Genomic DNA, 19,224 nt, shown 5'->3' on the forward strand with positions numbered 1-19,224 from the left:
CGTCGTCTCAGTCGTCGCCAGTGACGCGCAGGATTTCTTCCAGCGTGGTCACCCCGCTGTCGACCCAGCGCTGACCATCCTGCCGCAATGTCCGCATGCCAGCGCGCCGTGCCGCCTCGCGCAGCGCAGGCTCACCTTGCCCTTCATGGATCAATGCGCGCACGCGGTCGTCGACCACGAACAGTTCATGGATGCCGGTACGACCCCGATAGCCGCTGTTGGCGCAGGCCGCACAGCCCACCGCGCGCCACACGGTTCGGCCTTCGCCATCCACCTCGGCCCGCCGGCACTGCGTGCACAGCCGGCGCACCAGCCGCTGCGCCAGTACGCCGCGCAACGACGAGGCCAGCAGGAACGGCTCTACGCCCATGTCGGCCAGGCGGGTCACCGCCGAGATCGCATCGTTGGTATGCAGCGAGGCGAGCACGCCGTGGCCGGTCAGTGACGACTGCACGGCAATCTGCGCGGTTTCCAGGTCGCGGATCTCGCCGATCATGATGGTGTCCGGGTCCTGGCGCAGGATCGCGCGCAGCGCGGTGCCGAAGCTCATGCCGATGCGCGCGTTGACCTGGATCTGGCCGATGCCTGCGAAATCGTACTCCACCGGGTCTTCCACGGTGAGGATGTTGCTGGTGCTGCTGTCGAGCTGGCCCAGGGCAGCGTACAGCGAGGTGGTCTTGCCGCTGCCGGTCGGTCCAGTCACCAGCACGATGCCATGCGGCTGCCGGATCAGGCCGGTGAACGTGGCCAGCGTATCGTCGGCCATGCCAAGGCGCTGCAGCTGGAGGCGACCGGCATCCTTCTCCAGCAGGCGCAGCACGGCGCGTTCGCCATGCCCGGTCGGCACCGTGGAGACGCGGATATCCAGCGGTCGACCGCCCACGCGGATCGCGATGCGCCCGTCCTGCGGCAGCCGCTTCTCGGCGATGTCCAGGTGGGCCATGATCTTGATGCGCGACACCAGCGCCGCGTGCAGTGCGCGCCGTGGCTGCACCATGTCACGCAGCGTGCCGTCCACACGGTAGCGCACCACCGAATGGGTCTCGAACGGCTCGATGTGCAGATCGCTGGCGCCATCGCGCGCAGCCTGTGCCAGCAGCGCGTTGATCATGCGGATCACCGGCGCATCGTCCTGCGCATCCAGCAGATCGGTCACCTCCGGCATGTCCTGCATCAGCCGGTCCAGATCAACTTCGCTTTCGGCGGCACCGACCACGGCCGCGGCATCGCCGCCGTCACGATACTGCTCACCCAGTCGCTGCTGCCAGGCTGCCGCATCCAGCGCCTGGAACGGCAGCGGGCCATGCCGTCTGCGCAGCTCGGCGACGGCCCAGGCCGCGGTATCGGCGGTGCCCAGCAGCACCGGCTCGCCACCGGCTTCGGACAGCATCACACCGTGGCTGCGCACCCACGCATACGGCAGAGGCACAGCGGCGCTCACGGCCCGATCACCAGTTCCGGCGTGTAGCCCAACCCGCGCAACTGCTGCAATGCCGGATCCAACTTGGCCGGATCACGCGGCAGGCGCACGCGCAGGCGTTGCCCACTCTCGCCCGGCGTCGCCTCGGCGTAGGCCTGCAGGCCCAGGGCCCGCACCTGTGCAACCCCCTGGCTGGCACGGGCCGGGTCCAGTCCCTGCGCGAACTGCACCAGCTGCGCGTCGCCATCACCGGCCGGATACAGCGCCGCCAGGCTGGTGTTCTGCAGTGGCTGGCCCTGGCCGTCGCGCGCATTTCCCTCGCCGAGTACGGACAGGTCCTGCGGTGGCAGTTGCGGCGCCGACAGCGCGGGCAATGCCCAGCTCTGCACCGGCTGCGCGCCGGCCTGCGCATTGCGCATGTAGTCATAGCGGTCGCGGGTCAGGCGCTGTCCGGCCGCCGGGTCGCGCACCACGTGCGGGCGCAGGAACACCATCAGGTTGGTCTTGGCACGCTTGCGCGTGTCGCTGCGGAACAATGCCCCCAGCACCGGCAGCCTGCCCAGGCCAGGCACCGCATCGCGCCCATGGCTGACACTGTCTTCCAGCAGGCCGCCGAGCACCATGATCTGGCCATCATCCAGCAGCACGCTGGTGTCCAGTGCGCGCTTGTTGGTGATGATGCCTGCGGTGCTGTTCGCGCTCTGCGCATCGATGCTGCTGACCTCCTGGTAGATGTCCAGCTTCACCGTGCCACCTTCCGAGATCTGCGGCCGCACTCGCAGCTTCAGCCCCACGTCTTCGCGCACGATGGTCTGGAACGGGTTGTTGCTTCCGCCGCCACCATCGGTCACATAGCGCCCGCTGACGAACGGCACTGTCTGGCCGACCATGATGCTGGCCGCTTCGTTGTCCAGCGTCATCAGGTTCGGGGTGGACAGGATGTTGGCACCGCCCTTGCTCTGCAGCGCGTTGGCCAGCGCCTTCATGTTGAGGATCTGGCCGACACCGGGCAGGTTGATGGTGCCGTCGATCACGCCGATCTTCAGGCCATCCTTGGGCAGCACGTCCAGGGTAGTGCGCGCACCGGTGTTGAGCCCGCTGCCGCCGGTGGAGCCGCCGAAGTGGGTGCCGCCGAAGGTGCGTCCGTTGCCCAGCATCCACTGCACGCCCAGCTCGGCGGCGTCGGTCTGGTTGACCTCCACGATCAGGCTTTCCACCAGCACCTGCGCACGGCGCTGGTCGAGCTGGTCGATCACCCTCCGCAGGTTCCGGTACACCGGTTCCGGCGCCGAGATCAGCAGCGTGTTGGTGGCCACGTCGGCCTGTACCGAGATGCCGTTCTGGCTGAAGCCGGTGCTGCCGGCGTCGATCGGGTCACGCCGGTTCGGGTCCAGCCGCTGCGATTCCAGTGCGTTGCCGCCGGTCTTGGCCTGCTGCGGCTGTGACGGCTGTGCGGGTGTGGAGCGGTTGGCGTCGCCAGGCAGCGGCGTGATGCCTTCGTTGCTGCCCATCGCCGGGGCATCGCTCTGGCCGGCCACCACGCCGCGCAGCACACCAGCCAGCTGGTTGGCCTGGGCATTGCGCAGATAGACCACATGCAGATTGCCGGACTCGTCCTGGGCACGGTCCAGCTTCTCCACCAGCTGCCGCGCCAGGCGCGTGCGACCGGGGCTGCTGGAGCGCAGCAGCACGCTGTTGCTGCGCGGGTCGGCCATCACCACCACCTTCTGGCTGGGCTCGGCGCCCTGCGCATCCAGCAGCGGCGCGACCATCGCCGCCACGTCAACGGCAATGCCCTGCTGCAGCTTCACCACGTCGGTGTCCATGCCGGCAGGCGTATCGACGCTGGCGATCACCCGCGCGATGCGCTCCAGGTTGTCGGCATAGTCGGTGATCACCAGGGTGTTGTTGCCCGGATTGGCGGTGATCGGGTTGTCCGGGCTGATCATCGGCCGCAGCACCGCCACCAGCGCGGCCGCATTCTCGTAGCGCAGCGCGAAGGTGCGCGTGGCCACTTCGCCACCGGCACCCCCGGCCCCCACCCGCCCACCGAGCAGCTTGGCATCGGCCTGTGGCACCACGCGGCTGACGCCACCGTTCTCGACCACGGCAAACCCGCGCATGCGCAGGGCGCCCAGCAGCAACTGGTAGGCCTGCGTACGGCTGACCGGGCCATCGGAAACCACTGTCATCTTGCCGGTCACCCGCGGATCGACCAGGAACTGCCGCCCGGTGAAGCGCGCCGCCATGCGCAGCACGCCGCCGATATCGGTATCCACAAGGTTCAACTGCACCGGTTCATCGCGGGTGTCCTGTGCCAGCACAATTGCCGGCACGTGGGCCATGCCCACGATCAGGGCCAATGCGGTGCTGCAGGCAAGGCTGCGCATTGCCCTCATGGATGGGCACCCGCAGTGAGCGCCATCACGATGTTTCCGGAAATCCGTGCCGCCGGCATGTTCGCGTCCCCTGTCCGTGTCAATTGCAGCTGCTGCAGTTCGATGGCCGGATCGGCCAGCACCGGCAACAGCCAGTTCCACAGCGCGTCGGCAGGCACGGCCTGCACCTGCAGGTGCCAGCGCCCATCGCGTGCTTCGATATTCAGGGCACCGGCGAGACCGGCGGCCTTGATCTGCTCGCGCAGCCCGGCCAGCGTCGGGCGCTGGCCTTGCGCCTGTTGCTGGCGTTCACGCGCGCGCAGCAGTGGTGCCAGCGTGCGGGCCTGCGCCTGCAGCCGCGGCAGCTCAGCCTGCCAGTGCGTGCGCTGCTTCAGCAGCGGCTCAAGCCAGAACGACCACAGGCCCGCTGCCAGCATCGCCACCACCATCACCCGCAGCATCAGCCGGTCGCGCGACGTCAGGCGCTGCCAGCGGTGCTGCAGAGCCGCCATCCTTTCACCCAGCCTCAGCGTCCTGGCGGTCACTGTTCGCCCCCGCTCACGCGCAGGCGTCCACCCGCTTCACGCGCCAGCTGCAGGCCCTGTGCCTGCACCGCTTTCTGCCAGTGCTCCATTCGCTGCGGATCATCGGCCAGCGCCTGCGTATCGGTGTCCAGTTCCATGTCCAGTTGGCCGGGCTGGTAGTGCAGGCTGCGTACCTGCCCCGCCAGCTCCGGAACCGCCTGCAGCGTGCTGGCCACCTGTCGCTGCACCGACGGCAACGGCTGGGCCGGAACTGGCACCGCCAGTGCACGCCTTGCCTGCAGCACCGGGTCCACCACGTCGGTGATCTCGGGGAAGCGCGCACTGAACTGGCGCGCCATGTCCTGCTGCAGTGCCTCGCCCTCGCTTCGCCAACGCGAGACCTGCAGCTGCAGGCCCAGCGCAGCCATCAGCATCGCCGTCAACGCCAGCCCGATCGCAAGCCGCGGCGCCCTCTGGCCGGAACCCGGCAGCGGCAATGACCACCCTGGCAAGGGCCCAGAGCCTTGCCGTTCATGTGCAACGGTGGTGGCCGGCAGGCTATCCGGCCATGCCGGCGGTACGCGGTCGATCCATTGCACCGCGTGCACGCCGGCCTGTTGCAGACGCGATGCCAGGGCCTGCATTACTGCGCCCGCGTCACGTCCGCCACACCATTGGACGGAACCCCGATCGCGCCCGCTGCGCACCAGCAGATGCTCGCCACTGGCCTGCAGCGTTGCCTGGCCGTCCTGCCACGGCAACAGCAACGGCGTTGGATACAACGCCTGCAGCCGCAGCCCACACGACGCCAGCAACTGCCAGGCCTGCGAGATCGCCTGCTGGCCGAGCCAGGCCACCGGCACGGTGCCATCGGCGGCCTGGCTGCCGTGCGCCAGCGCCACCTCCTGCAGGTCATCCAGCAACATCGCCTCCACCTCACCCTGCAATGCGGCCTGCAGCCTGCGTCCGGACAGCGGTGGCAGCTGCAGCTCCAGCAGGATCAGGTCCTGGGGATCGAGGCAGGCCAGCACCTCGGCCTGCGGATGGCGATGGCCCAGCACAGCCAACGCTTCGCGGCCGTGGGCCTGCACAGCCCCCTTGTGCAGCTGCACCCACTCGACCTCGCTGTCGGCGCGCAGGTGTTCCAGTGGCGGCAGGCGCACCCTCAGATGCACGCTCATGCGCCGATCCTTGTCCACACGCGCTGCACACGCACGCTGTCATCGCGGTATTCGCGCCAGATCAGCGCGCGGAAGTCCACCGTGCTGCCGTCGGCCTGCACCTGGCCGACGGCGAGGAACCATTCGCTATGGATGCCAAGGGGCACTACGGCCATCTGTGCGTTGCTCAGTTGGAGTCGATGGGCGATGTCGCCGCGGTTGAGCAGCCATTGGCCGCCGTCGCGCTCGCCGAGCAGCGCCCGCAGGCGCGCCGGCTCGACACTGGGTACAACGGCCTGCAGAACGCTGATGTCACTGGTATTGGCATTGACCAGGGTCTGCGCCGGCAGCACCACCGTGCGGCGTGCCAGCGCCTGTAGTGCCACCGGATCGGCACCGGGCAGGGCCTGCTCGACCATCGCTTCGCGCGGCAGCGGCGCCTGCGCCTGGATGTCGCCATCGCGCAGGCGTGCCTGGATGTGGTCCGCCGCGGAGGCACAGGCACCCTGCCCCAACCCCTGCCCGGCGCACAACGCAACGAAGGCGCGCCGCGCTTCGGGATCCGGCTGGCCATGGGCCAGCAGATTGCGCAGGTTGAACATCGACTGGGCATCGACCAGCTGCAGCTGCACCGGCAACGGTGCCTGCAGCTGCAAAGGACGCGCCCAGCGCCCGCCGCGTACCGTGGTCAACTGCTCCCTTACATCCTCACGCAACTGCTGCGCCGCCCGCTCCAGCGTGGCATCCACCGCCATGCGCACCTGCGCGCGCAGCTGGTCACCACGCAGCGCACGCAGCTGCGCCGACTGCCGGGTCAGCAGCGCGGTGGCGATCACGGCCACAAGCGCCACCACCAACATGGCGACGATCACCGCCATGCCGCGCTGGCGGGCGCGCGAAACCGAACGCATCCGGGTTGCCATCGGTGTGCCTCACAACTGCCAGGAGCCGATGTCCGCGTTCCCGGCGTCGCCCCCGGGCTTGCTGTCCGCGCCCAGCGAGAACACATCGATGTCGCCGTGCGTGCCGGGAATCTGGTACTGGTACGGATGGCCCCACGGATCATTCGGGAGGCGGTCCAGATAGGGCGTGACCGGCATCGCACCGCTGCCCTGCGGCGGCTTCACCAGCACCTGCAGGCCCTGCTCGGCACTGGGGTACTTTCCGTTGTCCAGCTTGAACAGCTTCAACGCCTGCATCAGCGCCGCGATGTCCTGTCGCGCCGCGACAACGCGTGCCTGGTCGGGGCGATCCATCAACCGCGGCACGATCAACGCGGCGAGGATGCCGATGATCACCACCACCACCATGATCTCGATCAGGCTGAAACCCTGCTGCCGAGCCCTGCGACCACGAACCTGCCTTGCCATTGTTCCGCCCTCGTCATCCTGGAAGAGACCGCCGCACCATGGTCAGCGGTGCATGTGTCAGTACGATAAACAACCGCCGGCAATTCGCTGCGCGCGCTCCTGTGCAGGCACGGCACGTGCAGCCGGTGCACATGCAGCCTCGAACAGATGGCGCGGGATGGCGGCCAGAGTGTCGTCGATGCAGCCACGCAGCAGCGGGTTCGCGCAGGCCTGCAGCAGGCGCACGCACTGCATGGGCGCCCATGCCGTCCCATGATCGAGGCCGATGAACGACCTGTATGCCTGGTGGTAGCGCAGGTCGTCGTACACGCGTTGCGGACTGTTGAGGTCACGCACGACCACCAGCAGCGCTGCACGTTGCACCAGCCGCGCGTCGACTGCTTCAAGCGGCAGCAGGCTCATGGCCGCTTCGGGCCACGGCCGCAACTGCAGGTCGAGCGCCCTGCGCAGCGCCAGCAGCGGGTGTGAGCTGCTGTCCAGAGCAGCCCAGCGCGCCGCGTCCGCCCACGCATCGCTGGAAAGCACCCAGACCCAGGAATGTCCATAGCGCTGCACGTTCAGGGGAGTGTGCCGCGCCTGCTCCAGCGACTGGCTCAGGTGGCGATCCAGCTCCAGCATGCTGATCCTGCGACTGTCTGCCATCTGCGTCGCCTATGCTCCGCGACGCGTGGTGCGTCGTACACTGGAGAAGACGTCAGCAAGGCAGGTGAAGCGACACCGCGAACACAACTCTGTGCGCTGCGTAGTGCTTCATCGGCAACGTCATCGCAGCGTCATCCGCTTGCAGGCTTCGCGCTGCAGGCGCGGCGCGTCGCCGCCGCAGCGGCGGGCCAGCATCGCCACGTCGCTGCGCGCGGCGAACGCGACCAATGCATCGGTCATGTCCACGTCATCGCACCATGACGCCATCGCAACGCGCAGCGCCGGCAGCTGCCAGCCCTCCATCACGCCGTGGCTGCCTGCCACGAACCAGTGCCACAGCCGGTGGTGCAGCACCTGCTCGTGCAGCTGCACGAGATCGTCAACGCCATGCATGTCCATCAGCAGCAACGCACGCGCAAGCGCCGCAGGTGGCAGTGCCCCGCTTTCAGGCAGCTGCAACAGCTGCTGCTGCAGCCGCAGCAGCATTGCCAACGGATGCGATTGCGGATCGAAGTCCAGCAGCACCGCCTGTTGCTGCCACTGCGCGTCGGACACCACGCACACCCACGGCGAGCCGTAGCGATGCACCATCAAGGGGCGTCGCTGCGTGGTTTCCAGCAGCGCCGACAGATTGCGACGCAGATCCAGCACGCCGATGGTCTCATTGCGCATCCTTGGCCTCTCCTTGCTTGCAACAGCCCTGCGCGACGCGCATGGCCAGCGTCTGCATCTATCCAAGGACGGCGATGCCACCCGGAAAGCGACGCAGATCCAGCGACATCGTCAGGCGCAGCTGCTCCAGTGCCGCATCCGGATCATCGATGCGGAAGCGGCCGCTCACCGGGGCACGCGCCAACGCCGATTCACCCAGCAACACCTTTCCGCGGCGGTAACGATTGATCTCGTCGACCACCTCGCGCAGTGGTGCTCGGCGGAACACCAGCATGCCTTCGGTCCAGGCACTCACGTCCGAGGCCACAGCCTCGGCCACCACGCCACTGAGGCGCTCGTCGTACCGGGTCTGCTGGCCGGCCTGCAGCTGCAACCGGCCCTGCGGGTGCTCGATGCGGGCACTACCGTGCAGGCAGGTCACCCGCACCTGGCCTTGGGTGTTGCGTACGTCCAGGCGCACCGCACCTTCATCGGCAATCACGCAGCCCGCCCCCGCGAACAGCGCCAGGCGCAGGCCGGCCCGGGTCTCGATCGCGGCCTGCCCCTGCATCAGCTCGAAGCCTTCGCCCTGCGCGTCCGCGCGCCGGCGCAGGCTGCTCTGCGTATCCAGTTCTATCTTCAGCTGCGGCGAAGGCGCGATCTGCAGCCGTTCACCGGTGCCGGTGTGGAATTCGGCCGTCATCGCCGTCACCGAGGGCCACAACCCCAGCGGTGGGCGGATCGCCGCCACCACCACCAGGCTGGCCGGCGCCGCAATGGCAGCACCGAGGAAGGCGCGCCGGCTCCAGCGCTGGGCCGGCGTCGGCGCGACCGGTTGGCGCGCCGCGGGGGGCAACTGCTCGCCCGCCAGACGGACCTGCTCCCATTGCCGGCGCGCACGGCCGAACGCCTCGCGATGACGGATGTCGGCCTCACACCACGCGCGGAACCTGTCCCCATCGGCGGCGGTGGCTTCGCCCGAGGTCAACCGCACCACCCACGCGTGGGCCTGACGCTCGACGGCATCCAGCGGGCGTTGCGGGCGATCGTCAGGATCCATGGGGACTCATGCCGGACCCGCACGCTGCGGGGGTCTGCTCGGCGTCAAAGTGTAGACGGATGCCGCCGCTCAGAACCGCACCTGGCGCCCCTGCCCACTGCGTTCGGCCAGGTAATCCTGGGCCGCCTTCAGCTCGCGCTGCACCAGCCGCAGCGATACACCGAGGTGATCGGCCACGTCGCGCTGCTGCAGGCCGTCGACGCGGATCGCCAGCAGGATGCGGCGACGGCGCTCAGGCATGCGCTGCAGCAGCCCGACCATGTCTTCCAGCGCGAACTCCAGCTCGGCCGCCTGTGCCGGGCCCGGTGACGGATCGGCCATGTCCATCAGCGTGTCCACTTCTTCCAGGCTGAGCAACCGGTGGTCGGCACGTTGGCGATCGATCACGGTGTTCATCGCCATGCGCAGCAGGTAGGCCGCCGGATTCTGCACCGCATCCAAGCGGTCACGGCGCGCGCTCAGGCGCATCCAGGTGTCCTGCAGCGCATCGCCGGCCAGCTCCTCCGAACCCAGCTTGCGCACCAGCCTGCGCTTCAGTTCGTCATAGGCGCCCAGAAGGTGGTCCATCAGGTCAACTGCCCCAGCCGTACCGTTGCTCATGTTCGAATCCTTGAAATCATGGAAGGGGCGCACGCCGGCCACAGTCGTGGTCGGTGCCGGAAGGGCGGATCTGCAGCGTCACCGGCTGCGGCAGCGCGGCGGCTTCGGCAGCCAGCACCAGGCCCTGCAGCGCCTGCAGCAGGCGCGCGTCGCGACTGGCGCTGCCACTGCCGGACAGCAGTTCGGGGTCATGCACCTGGCCGTCTCTGCCAACGCTGAAGCGCAGGGTCGCGGCATAGCGACCCGGAGCCAGCTCGGAATCGTCACAGAACGCTGCGCGCAGGCGTTGCTGCAGGCCACCGTAGCGACGGCGCCGCTCGGCATCGGGCAGTTCCGCGCCAATGCCGGGCTCGGCCGTGGAGGACGCGCTCCGACGCAGCACCACGCGCTGCTCGCCGATCACCTCGGCCTCGATACCGGAATCCTGCAGCAGAACCCGCAAGGCAGGCAGCGGCGCCAGGCTGGCGCGCAGCACGTGGCTGCTGCGGCCCGCGGCAAGGTCGCCCGGGTACATCACCGACCACCCACTGATGACACTGAAGCGCTCGACCGCCTGTTCCAGCGGCTGCGCAGGGATGTCGTAGGCATGAACACCGTCCTGGGCGGCCGCGGCAAAGGCCAGCAGCAACCATCCGGCGATGGCCAGCCTCCACGTTCTGATCGCATGGTGTCCATTCAGCCCCCTGACGTAGAACACATGACCCTCGGCAGCGACAGCGGCTGCAAGCGGATCAAACCGTACCGGGAGCACATGTCATTGCGATGACCGCCGCGCACGGCCAACCGTTGGGCCAGCCCCCTGGAGCCAGTCACTAATCAGGAATCAGGAATCAACGAATCGAACAGACATGTTCATCTGCTCCTGGGGTCAGAGCCCGTTGCGCAGCAACGGGATCCGACCCCGTGCCGACCAGAACGTGTCGACCAAGGTCGACACCCACCAAGAGCAGCTCATGCCGTTCCGGCAGCCTGCCTGGCCATACCGCCACGCCGCCCCAAGCAGCATCGCCGTTGCTGTTGCTGTTGCTGTTGCTCCTGAGGTTGCCGGCCAGCGGCCGTCACTACCGCGGGTGCCGGGTGCAACCCGGCCGTACCTCTCAAAGCGGCAGCTGGGTCGTCTGCTTGATCCGCTGCATCGGAATCTCGGTCTTGGTGTTCTGCACCCCGGCAATGCGGTTCAGGTGCTGCATCTGGAACTGCCGGTAGGCATCCAGGTCGGCGACCGCCACCCGCAGCAGGAAATCGCAGTCACCGGCCATCAGATGGCATTCAAGCACTTCCGGGAAAGACTTGATGCTGTTGATGAAGTGATTGGTGGTGTCCTCATCCTGCCCGCGCAGCCACACCCGCACGAACACCGTGAAGCCACGGCCCACCTTGGCCTCGTTCAGCAAGGCCACGTAGCGGTCGATATAGCCGCCCTCCTCCAGCAGCCGCACCCGGCGCAGGCAGGCCGAGGGCGAAAGGCCTACCAGCCGGGCCAGCTCCAGGTTCTGCAGGCGGCCGTCGCGTTGCAGGGCGTCGAGGATGCGCCGATCGAGGTTGTCGAGCTGGTACTGCATTGAATTTCACTCTTGGCGACCCTGGCCGCACGGAACATCAATATTCCCGAATCCAATGGCATCAACGCAACCCGATTTCGTGATCGGACCGCTAGCATGGGCCACCCCCACCCTTGTTGCAGCTCCATGGACGCCCGCACCACCCTCCCCCTGCCAGACACCTGCGATACCGCGCCGCGTGCCGAGTTCCTGCGCGGCCTGCGCGCCGCCGTACCGGTAATGATCGGCTTCATTCCCTTCGCCCTGGTACTCGGCGCCCAGGCGGCCCAGAAGGGCCTGAGCGCACTGGAAGTGCCGCTGATGACCGGCCTCAACTTCGCTGGCGGCTCGGAGTTCGCCGCCGTCGAACTGTGGACCTCGCCACCGCACATCGCGTTGATCGTGGCCATCACCGCGCTGGTCAACAGCCGCCACCTGCTGATGGGCGCCAGTCTGGCCCCGCTGCTGCAGCACCTGCCACGCCGCCGGGTGCTGCCGGCCCTGTTCTTCATGTGCGATGAAAGCTGGGCAATGGGCGTGGCCGATGCGCGTCGCCGCGCCCTTGGCTTCAGCCTGGCCTATTACCTGGGCGTGTCGGCCGGCCTGCACACGGTCTGGGTAGCCTGCACCGCATTGGGCGCGATCATCGGCCCGATGCTGGGCGACATCCACGCCTATGGTTTCGACATGGCTTTCCCCGCCGTGTTCCTGGTGCTGCTGCGCGGCATGTGGCAGGGCATGAAAGCGGCGCGGCCGTGGCTGGTCAGCCTGGTGGTGGCCGCTGCCACCTACCTGCTGATCCCGGGCGCGTGGTACGTGGCCAGCGGCGCCCTGGCCGGCCTGGCGGCTGCCTGGCTGCTGGCGGAGGACGCAGCATGATCTTCAACGGCCTGATCCACTGGACCTCGGTGCTGACCATCGTGCTGATGGCTGCCGCCACCTACCTGACCCGCATCGTCGGTTTCCTCGCGCTGCGCAACCGCACGCTGAGCAAGCGCGCGGTAACAGTGATGGAAGCCGCACCGGGCTGCGTGCTGATCTCGGTGATCGCCCCGGACTTCGTTGCCGACAAGCCCGCCGACCTGGCCGCGCTGGCGATCACCCTGCTGGCCGCCACACGCCTGTCGATGCTGCCGACCGTGCTGATCGGCGTGGTCTCGGCCGGGGTGCTGCGCTATCTGATGGGCTGACGCCTCTTCGCCGGGCATGGCCCGGCGGAACACCCCTGCGACACCCGGTCGCAGGCCATCGCGCACCCCACTTGACCAATGTCAAACCGCCCGCCGCCGTGCGGGCGTATCTCTATGCAGGACCCGAACACGCCGGCATCACCGGCATCCAAAAGGACCCTGCGATGAGCTACACCCCCGACAACGCCCAGCTGCTGAACGCCATGCAGAACGTCATGGTGATCTCCACCACCGACCTGCAGGGCAACATCACCTACGCCAACGACCTGTTCTGCACGCTCACCGGCTTCGCCCGCGAGGAGCTGATCGGCCAGCCGCACAGCATCGTGCGCCACCCGGATGTGCCCAAGGCGGTCTACAAGGACATGTGGGACACCATCAAGGCCGGCAAGACCTGGACCGGCATCGTGCCCAACCTCGGCAAGGGCGGCGTGCTCTACGTGGTCGATACCACCGTGCAGCCGCTGTTCGACGCCGACGGCAACATCACCTCCTACATCAGCATCCGCCGCGTGGTGAACGACCTGATGCAGAACTACGACCTGGTCGAGTTCAGCAAGGAAAAGTTCGACGACTTCTACGAGGCCGCGTGAACGCCCTCCCGACCAGTACGCCCTTCAGCCGCCTGCTGGTGGGTTTCGCGTCCGAGTCGGGCAATGCCCGCGCCCTGGCCCAGCGCCTGGGCGCGGACCTGCAGCCGCACGGGCCGCAGGTGCTTCCGTTCAACGACATCGACGTGGCCAGCCTCGGCCACGGCGATGTGCTGCTGGCGATCTCCAGCTCCTTCGGTGATGGCGAGCCGCCAGCCAACGGCGAGCAGTTCTTCGAAACGCTGCGCCAGACCCCGACGCTGAGTGGCCTGCGCTACGCGGTATTCGGCCTCGGTGACACCGGCTACCCCAGCTTCTGCGGCTTCACCAAGGCACTGGATGCCGCACTGAGCGAGCGCCAGGCGCAGCCGTTGCTGCACCGCGTGGATGCAGACCTGGGCTACGAGCAGTTCTTCCAGCAATGGCAGCCGGTGCTCGGCCAGGTGCTGGACGGCGACCTGAGCGCTGGCCAGGACCTGCACCTGCAGGTCACCGCCTATGGTGAAGACAATGCGTTTGCCGCGCCCATTCTTGAACGCCGCCGCTTGAACAGCAGCGATCCGGCGGCCTGGCATCTGCGGCTGGACATCAGCGGTAGCGGCATGGCCTACCGTGCCGGCGACACGCTGCACGTGGTGCCGGAAAACGATCCTGCCCTGCTGCAAGCGCTGGCCACCTGGTATGGCGACACCGCCGCCGTGGCCGCCCTGCATGACCGCGAGCTGCGCCTGCTCAGCAAGGGCGTGCTGCGCGAACTGGCCAAGCTGGGGGGCAGCGAGCTGCTGAAGGGCCTGTTGAAGGTCAGCCAGAAGCGAGAGTTGGAAGCCTACCTACACGGCCTCGACCTGCTGGACGTGCTGCAGGACCACGCCACGCCGGACAGCGTGCCGCTGGCCCGGTTGCGCGAACTACTGTCACCGCGGCTGCCGCGCGCTTATTCCATCGCCTCGCACCCGTGCGACGACCAGTTGAGCCTGTGCGTGCGCGAAGTGCGCTACACCCTGCGCGGCCGTGAGCGCTTCGGCACCGCCACCGGCAGCCTGCTGTACGGCGGCGACCACGCCCGGGTGTACTGCCGCTCCAACCCCGGATTCCATCTACCTGACACCGGCGAAGCGCCGCTGCTGCTGGTCGGCACCGGTACCGGCATCGCCCCCTTGATGGGCCTGATGCAGGAGCTGCAGGCCAACGCCAGCGAACGCGAGGTGCACCTGGTGTTCGGCGAGAAACACCGCCAGCACGACTACCTGTATCGCGACCAGCTGCAGGACTGGCACACGCGTGGCGTGCTGGCCGGCCTGCATACCGCGTTCTCGCGCGATGGCGTCGAAAAGGTCTATGTGCAGCACGTGCTGCAGCAGCGCGCCAGCGAGATGCGTGATGTGCTGGCCCGCGGTGGACATCTGTACCTGTGCGGCAACAAGAGCCACCTGGAGGGTGCGGTACGCGAGGCCATCGATGCCATCGGCGATGAAGGGCAGTGGGATGCGCTGCGCAGTGAAGGCCGCATCCACTGCGAGCTGTATTGACCCGTTGACCCTGTAGAGCCGAGCCCACGCTCGGCTGCTCTGCGCGACACCGCCAACGGCAGCCGAGCATGGGCTCGGCTCTACAGACGGAGGCCAATCGCCGACGAAGCGCCCGCCAGCACCCCCACCGCTCAACCCCCGACGATGCGGCCGTCCACCACCCGCGCCACCTGCTGGCCGAACATCGCCACATCCCGTGGATCGTGACTGATCAGCAACAGCGGGATGCCGGTCTTGTCCAGCGCCGTTTCCAGCTCCTGGCGCAGATGCTCGCGCAGGTCATGGTCCAGCGCGGAGAACGGTTCATCCAGCAGCAGCGCCTGTGGCTGCGTTACCAGCGCACGTGCCAACGCCGTGCGCTGGCGCTGGCCACCGGACACCTGTGAAGGCAGCAGATCGCCCACTGTGTCGATGCGGAATGCGTGCAGCCACTGCTCCACCGCGTCGAAGCGTTGGCCAGGACGCGGATTGAGCCAGCCCTTCTGCAATCCAAATGCCACGTTCTGGCGAACGCTCAGGTGCGGGAACAGCGCGTAGTCCTGGAACACATAGCCCAGCCGCCGACACTGCGGCGGCAGGTTCACGCCGGCCGCCGCCTCGAACAGCGCCTGCCCCTGCAGGCGCACGTGCCCCTGGTCCGGGCGCAGCAGCCCGGCCACCGCCTTCAGGGTCAGGCTCTTGCCGGCGCCCGAGGGCCCGAACAGCACCACCTGCCGCTGCGTGCACTGCAGCGATACGTCCAACACGAAATCCTGGCCGGCCGCCTGCAGGCGGCGCTGCACCTGCAGGTCAAGCCACATCACGCAGCTCCCGGCGGCGTCCGCCCACCAGCCGCGCAGCCAGCAACAGGATCACGATGCAGACCACCGAGGTCAGGATCACCAGTGCATTGGCCCTGCCATCCTGCCCCGCCTGCACCGCCTCGTAGATGGCGATCGACAGCGTCTGCGTGCGACCAGGAATGCTGCCCGCCACCATCAGTGTCGCGCCGAACTCGCCCATCGCGCGCGCAAACGCCAGCAACAGCCCAGCGAGAATGCCGCGCCAGGCCAGTGGCAGCGTGATGCGGAAGAACACTGCCGCTTCAGACACACCGAGCGTTCGTGCGGCCTGCTCCAGCTGTCCGTCCACTTCCTCGAACGCCGCGCGTGCCGGCTTGAACACCAACGGCAGCGAGGCGACCGCCGCAGCGATCACCGCCGCCTGCCAGGTGAACACCAGGTTGATGCCGAACCACGATTGCAGCCACGCGCCGATCGGGCCATTGCGGCCGATCAGTACCAGCAGGTAGTAGCCCAGCACCGTCGGTGGCAGCACCATCGGCAGGGTCAGCAGCGAATCCAGCAGCTCACGGCCTGGAAAGCGCCGGCGCGCCAGCAGCGCGCCCAGTGCCACGCCCAGCACCAGATTGATCGCCGTGGCCCAACCGGCCACCTTCAGCGACAACCCCAGCGCGCTCCAGTCCAGATCCATGCCTCAGGGCTTGCCGAACCCGTGCTTGGCCAGGATCGCCTGGCCCTGTGCCGAGCGCACGAAGTCGGTGAAGCGCTTGGCCTCCGCCGGCTGTGCACTGGCCTTGATCACTGCCAGCGGATACGCGATGCGACCGGCCACCGGCACCGCAAACGCCCGGCGCACCCGGTCGGCCATCGCCTGCGCATCGGTGGTATAGACGAAGCCGGCATCCACTTCACCGCGCGCCACGTAGTCCAGCGACTGGCGCACGTTCTGCGTGGTGATGACCTTGCCCTTCACCGAAGGCCACAGGCCCGCCGCTTCCAGTGCACCCTTGGCATAGCGGCCCACCGGCACGCTGTCCGGGTTGCCCAGTGCGATGCGCTGTACGCCAGCACCGGCCAGGTCCTTCAACGTACGCGGCGCCGCCTTGGCCTGCGGCGGCACCACCACCCACAGCGCATTCACCGCGAACACCTCGCGGGTACCGGCCGCCAGCAGATCCTGCTGCTGGGCCTGGTCCATGGTGGTTTCGTCGGCAGACGCGAACACGTCCACCGGCGCGCCACGACTGATCTGCTGCAGCAGCACGCCTGACGCAGCGAAGTTGAAATCGACCTTGGTGCCCGGGTGCGCCTTCTCATAGGCCGCGCCCAGCTCGCGGAAGCTCTCGGTCAGGCTCGACGCCGCCGACACCGTCAGCTCGGCCGCCCAGGCCGGCACCGTGGCCAGCATTCCCAGCAACAACAGCCCCGCTCGCTTCATGGTCGGCCCCTTGGTTGTCTGATCAGTCCAGTCCGGATTCCCGGGTCACGGCCAGTTCCGCCAGCCGCTCGGGTTGCAGCAACAGCATCTCACGTTGGTTCACCGCAATCACACCCTCGTCGCTCAACCGGCGCAGCACCCGGCTCACCGTCTCCGGCGCCATCCGCAGGTAGTTGGCAATCTCGGTACGGGCCATGCTCAGGTTGAACCGAGTGGCCGAGAATCCGCGCCGTGCATAGCGCTCGGAAAGATCCAGCAGGAACGCCGCCATGCGCTCCTCGGTGCGATGGTTGGCGGCCAACGTAGCGACCTTGCCGATCTCGGCACTGAGCAGGCTGAACAGCCGTGCCTGCAACCCCGGCATGCGGGTGGCCAGCAGGCTCAATCGCGGGAAGGAGATGCGGCACAGATAGACCGTGTCCAGCGCCACGGCATTGCAGGGAAAGCGCGCACCGTGGATGGCATTGAGCCCGATCACTTCACCGGGCAGGCTGAAGCCCAGCACCTGCTCGTTGCCCTGGCTGTCATCGACAAAGGTCTTGACCATGCCGGCACGCACGGCGGCGATCGAATCGAACGGATCGCCGGCACGGAACAGGTAGTCACCGGCCTGGAACGGCCCCACGTGGTCAACCAGCACATGCAGCTCGCCCAGCGCGGTCTTGTCATAGCCCTGCGACATGCAGGCATCGGAGAACGCGCAGGTGCTGCAGAAATGCAGCGCATCACCGTCATCGGCCGCCGCAGGATTGGGCGTGGCCGGTCGCAGCGGAGAAGGAGCAGAGGGGTTCAGGGGCATTGCAGCGACGCAGGAACGAAGGCCCCCATCATACGACAGCGTGCCGCCCGCCCATGCGCAATGCACCTACTCCGACGCAGGCTCCGAACGCCGTTGCGCACCGCGCTGCCGCACGCTGTCGCGCACATCCACGTCGAACTGGAGTTGCAGCATGCTGTCGTCATCCAATGCGATGCCGAAGCCAAGACCCTCACGGCACGGCAGGCGCGCTGCCAGTGCCTCCACTGCTTCGCGTGGCAGCACCAGCCGGCAGAACGTACCGCCATCGAGCAGCACCGCCTGATCGCCGGCATGCAGCGACAGTGCCACACCCCAGCCACCGCCGCCGCCAAAGCGGGTCAGGTTCTCCAACGACTCACCGGCCAGCAGCCGCGCCAGTTCCTCTTCATCCACGCGCAGGCGCATCGATTGCTGTTGCAGCTGGACTTTCATGATGCGGTGGACTCCCATTCCGACGGGGTATTGCAGTTGAGCAACAACGCCTGATCCCCTGGCGCCAGTGGCAACCGGGTCACGCCCAGGCGTTGCTGCAGGACGCGCAGTGAACGACGCGCGGTCGGATCTTCAATCAGCTCCTGCAGCACGCGGCGGCAATGATCATCGATCTGCAACCGCATCGGCAATGGTTCGTCGGCAAACACCGCGCAGGCGGTGTCTTCTGCCAGGCACAATCGCTGCAGCAGTACCGCGCTCAACAGTGGCGTGTCCACCGGCACCACCCAGGCCGGGCCGTCAGGCATCTGCATCGCCGCGCTGTAGAGCCCGCCCAGTGGCCCGCATCGGGGCACACGATCAGGGATGCCGCCGAAGGCCGGATAGTTGCCGCTGATCCAGACCGCGCGCGCGCCGGCCTGCGTCAACAGGCCCCGCATGTGCTCCAGCAGGGTGCGGCCCTGCCACGGCAGCAGCGCCTTGTCGCTGCCCATCCGGCTGGACAGGCCACCGGCCAGCACGATGCCGTTGATCGTCCCGCTCACGGTAGAGCCACGCCATGCGTGGCTGCATCGGCCGGGTGCGTCGGGAAAGCCCCATCCACGCATGGCGTGGATCTACTGGCGTCACGGGCTGTGGCTGTGCGCATGCGCAGGCTCATCGTCCGCATGGCACAGGCTGCAGCCCTCGCTCCATTCGCTGTCGCCGTCCTCGTAATGCTCTTGTTTCCAGATCGGGCACTGGTGCTTCACCACCTCGATCAGCTGCCGGCAGGCGCGGAAGGCCTCGTCACGGTGCGGGCTGCCGGCGGCGACCACTACCGCCACATCACCAATGCCGAGCCGGCCCCTGGCGTGGGCCACATACAGCTTCAGCCTCGGGCCGAACGTGACCTCGACCTCGGCGCCCAGGCGCTTGAACTCGTTCAGCACCAGCGGCTCGAACAGGTCGTAGGTGATGCCGGTCACTGCGCGGCCGACGTTCACATCGCGCACCTTGCCGATGAACACATCGATGCCGCCAAACCCCGGATCGGATACCGCCGCGATGCCTTCGGCCGGATCGATCGCCGCCTGCGCGCGGTCCACCACCTTCGCGATGATCTTCTCGTTCATGGC

Annotated in this window: 23 protein-coding genes; 4 read left to right on the top strand and 19 right to left on the bottom strand. The window is 67.8% G+C overall.

Features of this window, described 5'->3' with window-relative positions:
- Positions 1-7 precede the first annotated feature (7 nt).
- The 12 genes from gspE to QP552_RS11810 form a co-directional block, all read right to left on the bottom strand.
- Positions 8-1,441, bottom strand: coding sequence for a type II secretion system ATPase GspE (gspE, locus tag QP552_RS11755; protein ID WP_111113793.1), 1,434 nt, complete (start codon positions 1,439-1,441; stop codon positions 8-10).
- Positions 1,438-3,819 (bottom strand): type II secretion system secretin GspD, encoded by a 2,382-nt coding sequence (gene gspD / locus QP552_RS11760; protein ID WP_345782964.1) that lies wholly within the window; start codon positions 3,817-3,819, stop codon positions 1,438-1,440. The genes gspE and gspD overlap by 4 nt, the downstream gene beginning before the upstream one ends.
- Positions 3,816-4,343 (bottom strand): type II secretion system protein GspM, encoded by a 528-nt coding sequence (gspM, locus tag QP552_RS11765; protein ID WP_345782965.1) that lies wholly within the window; start codon positions 4,341-4,343, stop codon positions 3,816-3,818. The genes gspD and gspM overlap by 4 nt, the downstream gene beginning before the upstream one ends.
- On the bottom strand, positions 4,340-5,503 hold the full coding sequence (gspL, locus tag QP552_RS11770) for a type II secretion system protein GspL (RefSeq protein WP_286073701.1): 1,164 nt from the start codon (positions 5,501-5,503) through the stop codon (positions 4,340-4,342). Before gspL ends, gspM begins: the two co-directional genes overlap by 4 nt.
- On the bottom strand, positions 5,500-6,405 hold the full coding sequence (gene gspK / locus QP552_RS11775; RefSeq protein ID WP_111111110.1) for a type II secretion system minor pseudopilin GspK: 906 nt from the start codon (positions 6,403-6,405) through the stop codon (positions 5,500-5,502). The genes gspL and gspK overlap by 4 nt, the downstream gene beginning before the upstream one ends.
- A 9-nt stretch (positions 6,406-6,414) precedes the next feature.
- On the bottom strand, positions 6,415-6,852 hold the full coding sequence (gene gspG, locus QP552_RS11780) for a type II secretion system major pseudopilin GspG (RefSeq protein ID WP_106548649.1): 438 nt from the start codon (positions 6,850-6,852) through the stop codon (positions 6,415-6,417).
- Between the two features lie 57 nt (positions 6,853-6,909).
- Positions 6,910-7,470 (bottom strand): hypothetical protein, encoded by a 561-nt coding sequence (locus tag QP552_RS11785; protein ID WP_286073702.1) that lies wholly within the window; start codon positions 7,468-7,470, stop codon positions 6,910-6,912.
- A gap of 144 nt (positions 7,471-7,614) precedes the next feature.
- A complete protein-coding gene (locus tag QP552_RS11790) occupies positions 7,615-8,166 on the bottom strand; it encodes a hypothetical protein (RefSeq protein WP_111111114.1) in 552 nt (183 codons plus the stop codon).
- 58 nt (positions 8,167-8,224) lie between these two features.
- Positions 8,225-9,205, bottom strand: coding sequence for a DUF4880 domain-containing protein (locus tag QP552_RS11795; RefSeq protein WP_111111116.1), 981 nt, complete (start codon positions 9,203-9,205; stop codon positions 8,225-8,227).
- A gap of 69 nt (positions 9,206-9,274) precedes the next feature.
- Positions 9,275-9,805: a sigma-70 family RNA polymerase sigma factor gene (locus tag QP552_RS11800; RefSeq protein WP_111111120.1), complete on the bottom strand. Its 531-nt coding sequence runs from the start codon at positions 9,803-9,805 to the stop codon at positions 9,275-9,277.
- A gap of 16 nt (positions 9,806-9,821) precedes the next feature.
- The gene (locus QP552_RS11805) at positions 9,822-10,502 is read right to left on the bottom strand and encodes an STN domain-containing protein (protein WP_111111118.1); all 681 of its coding nucleotides are present in this window, start codon (positions 10,500-10,502) and stop codon (positions 9,822-9,824) included.
- A gap of 400 nt (positions 10,503-10,902) precedes the next feature.
- Positions 10,903-11,367 carry an Lrp/AsnC family transcriptional regulator gene (locus QP552_RS11810; protein ID WP_005413654.1) on the bottom strand — a complete coding sequence of 155 codons (465 nt, stop codon included), beginning with the start codon at positions 11,365-11,367 and terminating at the stop codon, positions 10,903-10,905.
- Positions 11,368-11,493: 126 nt separating this feature from the next.
- On the opposite strand from QP552_RS11810, the gene QP552_RS11815 reads away from it, so the two are divergent.
- From QP552_RS11815 to QP552_RS11830, 4 genes are all read left to right on the top strand, one after another.
- Entirely contained in the window at positions 11,494-12,225 is a 732-nt protein-coding gene (locus QP552_RS11815; protein WP_286073703.1) for an AzlC family ABC transporter permease, read from the top strand.
- A complete protein-coding gene (locus tag QP552_RS11820; protein ID WP_005409898.1) occupies positions 12,222-12,536 on the top strand; it encodes an AzlD family protein in 315 nt (104 codons plus the stop codon). The genes QP552_RS11815 and QP552_RS11820 overlap by 4 nt, the downstream gene beginning before the upstream one ends.
- 164 nt (positions 12,537-12,700) lie before the next feature.
- Positions 12,701-13,129: a PAS sensor domain-containing protein gene (locus tag QP552_RS11825; RefSeq protein ID WP_005409905.1), complete on the top strand. Its 429-nt coding sequence runs from the start codon at positions 12,701-12,703 to the stop codon at positions 13,127-13,129.
- Complete coding sequence (locus QP552_RS11830) at positions 13,126-14,655, top strand: sulfite reductase flavoprotein subunit alpha (RefSeq protein ID WP_111111680.1); 1,530 nt, start codon at positions 13,126-13,128, stop codon at positions 14,653-14,655. The genes QP552_RS11825 and QP552_RS11830 overlap by 4 nt, the downstream gene beginning before the upstream one ends.
- A 131-nt stretch (positions 14,656-14,786) precedes the next feature.
- On the opposite strand, the gene QP552_RS11835 is transcribed toward QP552_RS11830, so the two are convergent.
- From QP552_RS11835 to QP552_RS11865, 7 genes are all read right to left on the bottom strand, one after another.
- Complete coding sequence (locus QP552_RS11835) at positions 14,787-15,455, bottom strand: ATP-binding cassette domain-containing protein (RefSeq protein WP_111111679.1); 669 nt, start codon at positions 15,453-15,455, stop codon at positions 14,787-14,789.
- A complete protein-coding gene (gene modB, locus QP552_RS11840; RefSeq protein WP_049455117.1) occupies positions 15,445-16,128 on the bottom strand; it encodes a molybdate ABC transporter permease subunit in 684 nt (227 codons plus the stop codon). The genes QP552_RS11835 and modB overlap by 11 nt, the downstream gene beginning before the upstream one ends.
- 3 nt (positions 16,129-16,131) lie before the next feature.
- A complete protein-coding gene (modA, locus tag QP552_RS11845; RefSeq protein ID WP_111111678.1) occupies positions 16,132-16,875 on the bottom strand; it encodes a molybdate ABC transporter substrate-binding protein in 744 nt (247 codons plus the stop codon).
- Positions 16,876-16,897: 22 nt separating this feature from the next.
- Entirely contained in the window at positions 16,898-17,674 is a 777-nt protein-coding gene (locus QP552_RS11850) for a helix-turn-helix domain-containing protein (RefSeq protein WP_111111677.1), read from the bottom strand.
- Positions 17,675-17,740: 66 nt separating this feature from the next.
- Positions 17,741-18,106: a hypothetical protein gene (locus tag QP552_RS11855; protein WP_111111676.1), complete on the bottom strand. Its 366-nt coding sequence runs from the start codon at positions 18,104-18,106 to the stop codon at positions 17,741-17,743.
- Positions 18,103-18,651: a molybdenum cofactor guanylyltransferase gene (locus QP552_RS11860; protein WP_286073704.1), complete on the bottom strand. Its 549-nt coding sequence runs from the start codon at positions 18,649-18,651 to the stop codon at positions 18,103-18,105. The genes QP552_RS11855 and QP552_RS11860 overlap by 4 nt, the downstream gene beginning before the upstream one ends.
- An 81-nt stretch (positions 18,652-18,732) precedes the next feature.
- Positions 18,733-19,221, bottom strand: a complete 489-nt coding sequence (locus QP552_RS11865) for a molybdenum cofactor biosynthesis protein MoaE (RefSeq protein ID WP_111111674.1) — start codon at positions 19,219-19,221, stop codon at positions 18,733-18,735.
- Between the last annotated feature and the right edge of the window lie 3 nt (positions 19,222-19,224).

Origin of the sequence: Stenotrophomonas sp. 59 (assembly GCF_030291095.1) — a bacterium.
Taxonomy (GTDB): domain Bacteria; phylum Pseudomonadota; class Gammaproteobacteria; order Xanthomonadales; family Xanthomonadaceae; genus Stenotrophomonas; species Stenotrophomonas maltophilia_Q.